The organism is Nonomuraea sp. NPDC001684 (assembly GCF_053596515.1).
Genome location: NZ_JBSFGJ010000422.1, coordinates 1 through 8,179, shown reverse-complemented (window position 1 = coordinate 8,179; position 8,179 = coordinate 1). Strand labels below are relative to the sequence as shown.

Annotated in this window: 11 protein-coding genes; 4 read left to right on the top strand and 7 right to left on the bottom strand. The window is 72.4% G+C overall.

The window, feature by feature from the left end:
- Positions 1–276 (top strand): sigma factor-like helix-turn-helix DNA-binding protein (locus tag ACWCSD_RS42220; protein WP_449923462.1); only part of this gene is annotated, 276 nt, incomplete at its 5' end.
- On the top strand, positions 273–1,145 hold the full coding sequence (locus tag ACWCSD_RS42215; protein ID WP_449923459.1) for a PASTA domain-containing protein: 873 nt from the start codon (positions 273–275) through the stop codon (positions 1,143–1,145). The genes ACWCSD_RS42220 and ACWCSD_RS42215, both read left to right, overlap by 4 nt.
- Positions 1,146–1,183: 38 nt before the next feature.
- Here ACWCSD_RS42215 and ACWCSD_RS42210 read toward each other — a convergent pair whose 3' ends face one another.
- From ACWCSD_RS42210 to ACWCSD_RS42190, 5 genes are all read right to left on the bottom strand, one after another.
- On the bottom strand, positions 1,184–1,663 hold the full coding sequence (locus ACWCSD_RS42210) for a S26 family signal peptidase (protein ID WP_397159383.1): 480 nt from the start codon (positions 1,661–1,663) through the stop codon (positions 1,184–1,186).
- On the bottom strand, positions 1,660–3,486 hold the full coding sequence (locus ACWCSD_RS42205; RefSeq protein ID WP_397159381.1) for an ABC transporter ATP-binding protein: 1,827 nt from the start codon (positions 3,484–3,486) through the stop codon (positions 1,660–1,662). The genes ACWCSD_RS42210 and ACWCSD_RS42205 overlap by 4 nt, the downstream gene beginning before the upstream one ends.
- Positions 3,483–4,019 carry a hypothetical protein gene (locus ACWCSD_RS42200; RefSeq protein WP_449923454.1) on the bottom strand — a complete coding sequence of 179 codons (537 nt, stop codon included), beginning with the start codon at positions 4,017–4,019 and terminating at the stop codon, positions 3,483–3,485. Before ACWCSD_RS42200 ends, ACWCSD_RS42205 begins: the two co-directional genes overlap by 4 nt.
- A 22-nt stretch (positions 4,020–4,041) precedes the next feature.
- Positions 4,042–4,620, bottom strand: a complete 579-nt coding sequence (locus tag ACWCSD_RS42195; protein WP_397159378.1) for a TlpA family protein disulfide reductase — start codon at positions 4,618–4,620, stop codon at positions 4,042–4,044.
- A 71-nt stretch (positions 4,621–4,691) separates the two neighbouring features.
- On the bottom strand, positions 4,692–4,871 hold the full coding sequence (locus tag ACWCSD_RS42190; protein WP_397159376.1) for a hypothetical protein: 180 nt from the start codon (positions 4,869–4,871) through the stop codon (positions 4,692–4,694).
- Between the two features lie 326 nt (positions 4,872–5,197).
- On the opposite strand from ACWCSD_RS42190, the gene ACWCSD_RS42185 reads away from it, so the two are divergent.
- Together ACWCSD_RS42185 and ACWCSD_RS42180 are read left to right on the top strand one after the other, a co-directional pair.
- Entirely contained in the window at positions 5,198–5,719 is a 522-nt protein-coding gene (locus tag ACWCSD_RS42185) for a MauE/DoxX family redox-associated membrane protein (protein ID WP_449923450.1), read from the top strand.
- 478 nt (positions 5,720–6,197) lie between these two features.
- Positions 6,198–6,542 carry a hypothetical protein gene (locus tag ACWCSD_RS42180; RefSeq protein WP_397159373.1) on the top strand — a complete coding sequence of 115 codons (345 nt, stop codon included), beginning with the start codon at positions 6,198–6,200 and terminating at the stop codon, positions 6,540–6,542.
- Between the two features lie 30 nt (positions 6,543–6,572).
- Here ACWCSD_RS42180 and ACWCSD_RS42175 read toward each other — a convergent pair whose 3' ends face one another.
- Both ACWCSD_RS42175 and ACWCSD_RS42170 read right to left on the bottom strand, forming a co-directional pair.
- A complete protein-coding gene (locus ACWCSD_RS42175; protein ID WP_449923446.1) occupies positions 6,573–7,370 on the bottom strand; it encodes an alpha/beta fold hydrolase in 798 nt (265 codons plus the stop codon).
- Positions 7,367–7,975, bottom strand: coding sequence for a PadR family transcriptional regulator (locus ACWCSD_RS42170; protein WP_397159369.1), 609 nt, complete (start codon positions 7,973–7,975; stop codon positions 7,367–7,369). The genes ACWCSD_RS42175 and ACWCSD_RS42170 overlap by 4 nt, the downstream gene beginning before the upstream one ends.
- Positions 7,976–8,179 lie beyond the last annotated feature (204 nt).

Below are 8,179 nucleotides of genomic sequence, written 5' to 3'. Positions count from 1 at the left end.
CGGCGCAGGGTCGTCCGGGAGATCATGTTCGCCCGGCCGCCCGAGACCGCCGCCGACTCTCCCGACCTCGACCTGCGCGACGCGCTCATCAGTGAGCTGCGCAGGCTGCCGCCCAGGATGCGCGCCGTGCTCGTCCTGCGCTACTGGGAGGACCAGTCCGAGCAGGCCACCGCGGCCCTGCTCGGCTGCTCGGCCGGGACGGTCAAGAGCCAGGCCGCGCGCGGGCTCGCCAGGATCCGCCAGAACATGGATGTCGCAAGGGAAGTGACGAGATGACGATCGAGGACGACCTCGCCGACGCCATGGCGGCGCACGTCGCCGAGGTTCAGGCCGGGCCCGGACTGGGCAGCGCCGTACGCCGGGGGCACCGCGCCCGCGTGACCAGGCTCCGCGTGGCGGGCGCGGCGATCGTCACGGCGGCCGTGGCCGTGACCGTGCCGATGATGCTGAATCCCGGCGAACCCGCCGACAACGGCCCGAACCAGGTCGTGATGCGCGACGACGTGACCGTGCCCGACGTAACGGGCCGGCGCGCCACCGAGGCGGCCAAGGCGCTCCACGACGCCGGGCTGAAGGTCGCGCTCGCCGGGATGCGGAGCGACAACGGCCTGGTGGGCACGCAGGAACCGGCTGCCGGCCAGGTCGTCGCGCGGGGCAGTACGGTCACGCTGCATGTCCAGTTGCCGCCCGCGCCGACGCCGCAGGCCCTGGGTGACCTCGGCGACGGGCGGAAGTTCGGCGGCATCCAGCTCACCTACCTGCCGGACGGGCTCGAATGGGGCAAATGGTCGAAAGACGACGTGATCGGCCCCGGCAAGAGCTACACCACCAGCTACCGGAAGCCGGGCATCCAGCAGGACGGCTACGCCGTCCAGGTGATCGTGGCCCACGACGCGTCCGCGAACGTCCTGTACGACTTCCGGCCAGAACCCCGGACCGAGACGGTGGACCTGGACGGCAGGCCCGCGCGGCTGTCCAGGGACGGCGACTCGGGAGCCGCCGGCGGCCCGGTCACGCCCTCGGTCACCTGGAAGCTCCGCAAGGACCTGGCCGTCAAGGTGCTCATCGGCCCCGAGTACGCCAAGGAGATCGACGCCATGAGTGAGCTGCGGAAGATCGCGAAAGGCATCCGCCCGGTCCGGTGACGCGCGCCGGCTCCGCGCCCGGAGCCGCGCTCGTCCGATCATGGTGCGCGCAGGGCCCGAGGGGCGTCCGTGCTCTCGACCTTGCGCAGCACCACGCCGAGCAGCCGGTCGGCGGTCAGGTAGCCGGTGCGGCGGGAGTCGAGCGAGCGCCGCGGGTTGTCGCCCAGCACGACGAGATGGCCGTCCGGGACGCGCGTTCCCGGCGCGGTGCGAAGGGCGGGCACGGTCGCGCGGGGAATGGGGTCGCCGGGGACGGCCGCGAGCCGCTTGATCATCCAGCGCGCCTGCCCGTCCTCGGCCGCCTCCACGAGCCGGGCCAGGACGACGACCTGGCCGGTGCGCAGCCGTCGCGGCCCGGCCCTGCGCACCAGCACGCGCTCCCCGGGCCGGTAGGTGGGCAGCATGCTCTCCCCCTCCACGGTCACCACCACGTACGCGCGCCGCAGCCAGGCGAGCCCGAGCCCGATCGCCCCGAGCCCGATCGCCCCGAGCCCGGCGACCAGGCCGGCGACGATCATCCGGGCACCTCCACGTCGTCCCGGTAGCCGCTGGCCTGCCGGGTGAACAGCCGGGCGTACGTGCCGTCCAGGGCCATCAGCTCGCCGTGCGTGCCCAGCTCGGTGACCACGCCGTCGCCGAGCACCACGATGTCGTCGGCGTCGCGGATCGCGCCGAGCCGGTGGGAGACGACGACGCTGGTCCGTCCGGCCCGCAGGCGGGCGAGCTGCCGGTGGACCTCGTGCTCGGCCTCGGCGTCGAGGCCGGCGCTCGGCTCGTCCAGGATCATCAGGTCGGCGTCGCGCCGCAGGAAGGCCCTGGCCAGCGCCAGCCGCTGCCATTGCCCGCCGGACAGCAGCACGCCGTCCTCCTCCTCGTCCTGCTCCGGCGCGAACTCGCGGCTCAGCATCGTGTCGTAGCCGTGCGGCAGGGCGGAGAGGGCGTCGTGGACGCCGGCCTCGCGGGCGGCGCGCTCCAGGCGGTCGCGATCGCCCTCCGCGGTGAGGTCGCCCACGGCGATGTTGTCGGCCGCGGTCAGCTCGTAGGAGACGAAGTCCTGGAACACCGCCCCCATGCGGGCGCGCAACGTCCCGGGGGTCACGTCCCGGATGTCCACGCCGTCCCACAGGATCGCGCCGCGGGTCGGGTCGTAGAACCGGCACAGCAGCTTGACCAGCGTGCTCTTGCCCGCGCCGTTCCGCCCGACCAGCGCGACCGTGTGCCCGTACGGGATGAACAGGTCGACGCCGCGCAGCACCCACGGGTGCTCGTCGCTGTAGCGGAACCACACGTCGCGCAGCTCGACGCCGCGGCGCAGCGCCGGCAGCGGGACGGGCCGCGCGGGCGAGGGCAGCCCCGGGCCCGAGTCCAGGATCGTGACGTGGTGGTGGAAGGTCAGCAACTGCTCGTGGGCCATCGTCCCGGCCGAGACGGTGACGTTCAGCGCCGCCTGCACGCCCGCGACGGCCGCCACGAACATCGCCACGTCGCCCACGCTCAGCCGCCCCTGGCCGGCCGCCAGGATCGCCCACACCATGCCGGCCCCGGCGACCAGCGCCGACGCGCCCGCCAGGCCCGCCTGCATCCCGAACTCGCGCCGGTCCATCGTCCGGCGGGCCCTGATGGCGGTCCACGCCTCGCCCAGCATGCGCAGCCGCAGGAACGACCCGAGGTCGAACAGCCGGATCTCCTTGGCCGCGTCGGTCGTGGACATCAGGTGGGCGTAGAACATCTCCCGGCGCTCGGCCGGCCCGATGCGCCACATCATGTCCACCCGCTGGCGGGCCAGCCGCAGCTCGATCAGCAGCGCCGGGACCGCCGACAGCAGCACCAGCCCGGTGAAGGCCGGGCTGATCACCACCAGCGACCCGACGAACCCGGCGACGGTGATCACGCTGCTGGTCGTCGAGAGCGCGGTGTCCACCAGCCTGCCCGGGTTGCTGGCGCTCTGCTGGGCCATGCGCAGCCGGTTCAGGAAGGTCGGGCTCTCGAACCTGGCAAGCCCGGTGAACCCGCACACCGCGGCGAACAGCTCGGCCTTGGCCCGCACCGACACCTGCCGGTCGACCTCGGCCCGCAGGTACTGGGCCGCCTGCGCGGCGCCGGCCGCCAGCGTCGTGACGGCCGCGACGGCCACCGCCTGCCAGAGCAGCGAGGCGACCCGCCCAGTGGCGACGCCGTCGAGCACCGCCTTGGTCAGCCACGCGAGCACGACCGGGGTGACGCCGCTCACCAGCGTGACCGTGACGTACCCCAGGACGTACAGCGGCGCGGCCCGCCACACCAGCCCGACGCCCCGCGCCGCGCAGGCGGCCAGGACGCGGGGGCCCGGCCCGTCCGTCATGCCGCCGAGCCGGCCGGCAGCTGGGCGACGCCGCGGATGCGCGCCAGGACACCGCCTCCCGCCGAGACCTGGAAGAAGCTGGGGAAGGAGTCCACCTGGAACGCGCCGGTCACCGGCCCGCCGTCCGGCTCGACGACCACCTGGGCCACCGGCGAGAGCGTGCGGGCCAGCGGCTCGGCGTCCACGACCACGAGCACCCGCGACCGGTCCTGCCGGGCCGCCCAGGAGGCCAGCTCGGGCAGCTCGGTCCGGCACCGGCCGCAGTCGGAGGACAGGAAGGCGACCACGGCGCCGTCGGGCAGCAGGTCGCGGGCGACGCGGTCGCCGTCGACCGTCCGCACGTCGAACGCGCCGGCCACCTCACCGGCCGCCAGTCCCTTCGCGCCGGGCCCGCTGCGCTGCTCGACGACCTCGTCCAGGGCGTCGAGCAGCTTGCCGTGCTCCTGCAGCCGCCGGGCCAACCCCAGCATCAGCACCAGGCCCGCCAGGCACAACACGCACAACAGACTCGAGACGATCAGCAATGGGGTCACGGGTTCACCTCCGGTTCGACGTTCACGACGGGTTGCTCGCCGCCCGCTCGGCCCCGCGGCTCCCGGCGGTCTCGGGGAGCCGCGTGACGCTGCGGACGCGGGACAGGACCGTCCCGCCCGCGGCGACGCGGAAGACGGTCGGCACGGTCCGCGCCCCGAAGGCCTCGGCGACGTGCGCGTGGTCGCGCTCCACCACCACCCGCGCCACAGGGGAGAGCGCCGCGACCATGCGGGCGGGGTCCCCGGCGCGGGCGTCCACGACCGCCAGGACCCGCGACCGGTCCTGCCCGGCCGCCCAGGCGGTCAGCTCGGTCAGCTCCGCCCGGCAGCCCTCGCAGTCGGGCGACAGGAAGGCCACCACGCCGCCCTCCGGCAGTGAGTCCCGCGTCACGGGGGCCGCGTCCAGGTCCGTGGCGGAGAAGTCGCCGACCAGGTCGCCCGTGGCGGGGCCGTCGAGGTCGGGGGTGCCGGCGACGACCTCGTACAGGTGGTCGATGCGGGCGGTGTGCCTGCGCAGGCGCCGCAGCACCGCGAGCGCCAGCACCAGGTTCATCAGGAACAGAACGCCGGCGAGAGCCGGCACGGCGATTGCGTAGGACACTGTCCAACTCCCGGAGAGGGGGCACGAACGAGGCGCCCGGCCACCGGACGGCAGCCGGGCACCGGTCGGTCTCAGCACCAATACTGGGCGCTCGAGTTGGTGATGCAGGAGCCGCAGTGCGAGGTGCCGTTCGGGTAGTAGCAGCAGTACTTCCAGTAGTCCGCCCTGCAACACTGGTAGTCGCAGTCGGTCGCCCGGGCGACGGTGTGCGGGGCGACCATCTCCAGCAGCCGATCGGCCAATTTGGTCATGGCACGCATGAAGCCTTCCTTTCGGTCGGTGGGCTGGTGGCCGCAGCATGCGTCACCCTCCTGAACGATTTCTCAATGGTTTCTCAACGGCCTCCATCGGCCCAGGCAGAGCGCCGGTTCTCCGGACGCCGCGGCCCGGCCGGCCGATCCGGGGTGTTGCGCTGGACGGGAATCACCTGCCAACATGCGGGCGGTAAGGGATCAGCCGAAAGAATCCGTCCCACTGGCCTCGGCGAGCCCGGCGCGGGCCGGCGACTCCACGACCGACGTGTCCCGGCCGCACTCCGGCCCGTCATCCCCATTGCCCGACTCGTGAGGTTGCGATCATGCAGTACGTCGACGTGGCGTGCCGGCTGTTGCTGCTCACCACGTTCGCGCTCGCGCTGGCGAGCAAGGTGACCAGCCGCACGGCCTGGAGAGAGTTCGTCGAGTCCGTCAGGGCGATGAGGGTCGCCCGTGGCGCGGCGGCCCGGCCGGTCGCCGTCGCGGCCGCCGTGGCGGAGGCCCTCGTGGTCGTCCTGGCCGCGATCCCGCTGCCGTGGGCGGGGACGGCGGCGTTCGTGCTGGCGGCCGGGTTGCTGGCCTGCCTCACGGTCGCCGTCGTGCGCGTCGTCCGGCGCGGGGCCGCCGTGTCGTGCCGCTGTTTCGGCGCCTCGACCACGCCCATGGGGGTGCAGCACGTGGTGCGCAACCTCGTTCTCCTCGCGGTCGCCCTGCTCGGGCTGGCCGGCGCGTCGGCCCCCCAGCCCGCCGACCTCGCGCTCGCCGCCGTCGTCGGCATCTTCGGCGCCATCGCCGGGCTGCTCATGTCGCGCTGGGACGACCTCACCGCCCTGCTGCGCGGCTGACCGGGGTCGGAGGCGCAGCGTGCTCACGAACTCGCCGACGCGGGCCGGGCGGACGGCCGGGTAGCGGTCGTCGTCCGGCGGGTTCGGCTTGCCCCGCCTCAGGGGTACTGAAGGGCGACGTACTCCCTGGGTGGGTGGCCGTCGCCTGCCGCCGCGCGGCCCGAACACGACGACAGCCAGGATGACGGCCGCGTCGCCGTCGGCGGGGTTGCGTGGTTCGGGGACGACGTCGCCGCCCCGTCGCCGGAACTCCTCGACGGCGCCCTTCTCCCCGAGGTGGCCCCAGCCGCCAGCCAGCGACATGGCCCTGTTCACAGAGGTGCCAACCTCATCCGCCGCAGGAGCAGGCGCTGGTGGCGGCGTGGGTACAGGGCCTGACGCGGGTGCACTGCACGCGGGCGCACGGGAAGGCGACAGCAGCGATTCCCACCCTTTCAGCCACTAGGCGGGCCGCTGGCCCATCCATATTTTGAGCGACATGAAGCAGCGTGGGCACGAAACACCCAGCACACGCCCCACGACCGAGCAACGCTGCATCGCAGCAGTGTGTCTGATCTTCGCGGCAGCAGTGACCGTCGAGGGACTGCTGACGATCGCTGGAGTGATCCACGGAATCAACGGTGCGGGCGAGGACCTCTCCACCCCTTGGAATGTGCTGATGGGGCTCTTCACCGCGGCCTTCGGAATCTTTGCCACCATCAGCCTGGTGGACGACCTCCGGACCGGCAACTGGCAAGAGCCGTCCTCTTCGGGCGAGAACAACGGGGCTGACGAGGGCGACGATCCCGCAACAGACCTCGACGATGTCGATGACGGCTGGTGACCGCCCACAGTGGGTTTTCGGCAGGCCGGGTCAGGCCAGGATCTGGCGGAGCTTGTGGGCGAATGCGGTGGGGTGGGTGACGAAGCCTGAATGCCCACCCGGGACCATGATCGGCTTGACGCCCAGTCGTTCGGCCAGCGCCAGTGCCGTGTCGTGGGGCAGTTGCCCGCGCGACTGCTCACCGACTGCCACCACGACGTGGGTGGAGGGGTCCACGACGGGCTTGTACGACATGTACGGCAGTGCCGCATGCCCGAAGAAGAACTCCAGGTTGGTCTGCATCCGGGCGAGCTTGGCCTGCATCTGCGCCATCGCTTCCGGCGACTCCGCGATTCCGCCGGGCGGGTCCGGGTCCCACTTGTCGAAACCGGCGCCGGCCGCGAAGAGCGCCATCGCCGCCTCCACCCCGCCGCTTCGGTACGCCTCGTCCACCTCGTGGCCCAGCTTCCTGCGGGGATCGTCGGCGGGGAGGAGGGAGACGGCGGGCGGTTCGTGGGTGACCACCGTACGTACCAGGCCGGGATGGCGGGTGGCGAGGGCCAGGGCGATCAGCCCGCCGCTGCTGTTGCCGAAGACGTGCGCCGGTCCGCCGCCGGCGGCTTTCAGGACCCAATGGGCGTCCGCCACCTGCGTCTCCATCGACACGTCCGGAGGCGGGCCGTCGGACCGGCTGCGGGAGACGCCGCGGCAGTCGTAGGAGACCACCGTGTAGCTGTCGGACAGCAGCGGCGTCATCCCGGTGAAGTCCCTGGCGTCGTCGGTGCCGCCGGCGATCAGCAGCAGTAACGGGCCCGAGCCCGTCACTTCGTAGTACAGCTCCTCGCTCATGCCTCTTCCTCCGGTGATTCGAGGGCGGCCGCGATCGCGCGCCGCCATGGTTCGTCCCAGGTCAGCCGTCCCTGCCGCAGGTCCTCGACCACACCGCGGACCCACTCCAGTTCGGCGGTGAGCACCGCGCGGCGGTACTCCTCCTCCAGCAGGAACAGCCGTGGCACCTCACCGGCGGACCTCAGCGTCGACTCGACCTCCGCCAGGGCCCCGGCCAGCGCGTGGGCGCGTGTCTCCAGCTCCTTGCGCGCTGCTTCCGGTGGGAGCCCGACCAGTATCGAAACGGCCGCGACGAACTCCGGGAACTCGCCGCCCGTGGTGCGCAGCATCTCGCGCAGCCAGCGTTCGGCGGTTTCGCGCCCCAGGTCGGTGATGGCGTAGACGGTGCGGTCCGGGTGGCTCTCGGTGCTCTCCCGCTGCAGCACCGCCACCAGGCCGAGGCGGGTCAGCCGGTCGATGGTCTGGTACAGACTTGCCCGGCGCCTGACGTTCACGACACGGTCCTTGCCGTACAGCTCGATGAGCTTCTGCATGCGGTAGACGTGCATGGGTTCCTCGGTGAGCAACCCCAGCACGATGAGTCCGAGGACGGAACGTTGCGCCATAGTCATACTCTAACTAGTCAGATTATGGCTAACAAGCGCGAAGAGGGTCCGGCACGGCAGCACGACGTGTGCGATGCACGCTACCGTCCGCGACGGCATCATCGACCGCGACCCTGCTCGCGCGACGGGGCCGGCAACGCACCTGGCCGGACCGAGGACTCTGGAAGATCGCTTCCCGCGACAGGAATGATCGTTTCCCGAACC

Coding starts and splice junctions, on each gene's coding strand:
- ACWCSD_RS42170 (WP_397159369.1), bottom strand. CDS start 7,975: ATGGCGCAACGTTCCGTCCTCGGACTCATCGTGCTGGGGTTGCTCACC.
- ACWCSD_RS42190 (WP_397159376.1), bottom strand. CDS start 4,871: ATGACCAAATTGGCCGATCGGCTGCTGGAGATGGTCGCCCCGCACACC.
- ACWCSD_RS42185 (WP_449923450.1), top strand. CDS start 5,198: ATGCAGTACGTCGACGTGGCGTGCCGGCTGTTGCTGCTCACCACGTTC.
- ACWCSD_RS42180 (WP_397159373.1), top strand. CDS start 6,198: ATGAAGCAGCGTGGGCACGAAACACCCAGCACACGCCCCACGACCGAG.
- ACWCSD_RS42175 (WP_449923446.1), bottom strand. CDS start 7,370: ATGAGCGAGGAGCTGTACTACGAAGTGACGGGCTCGGGCCCGTTACTG.
- ACWCSD_RS42210 (WP_397159383.1), bottom strand. CDS start 1,663: ATGATCGTCGCCGGCCTGGTCGCCGGGCTCGGGGCGATCGGGCTCGGG.
- ACWCSD_RS42215 (WP_449923459.1), top strand. CDS start 273: ATGACGATCGAGGACGACCTCGCCGACGCCATGGCGGCGCACGTCGCC.
- ACWCSD_RS42205 (WP_397159381.1), bottom strand. CDS start 3,486: ATGACGGACGGGCCGGGCCCCCGCGTCCTGGCCGCCTGCGCGGCGCGG.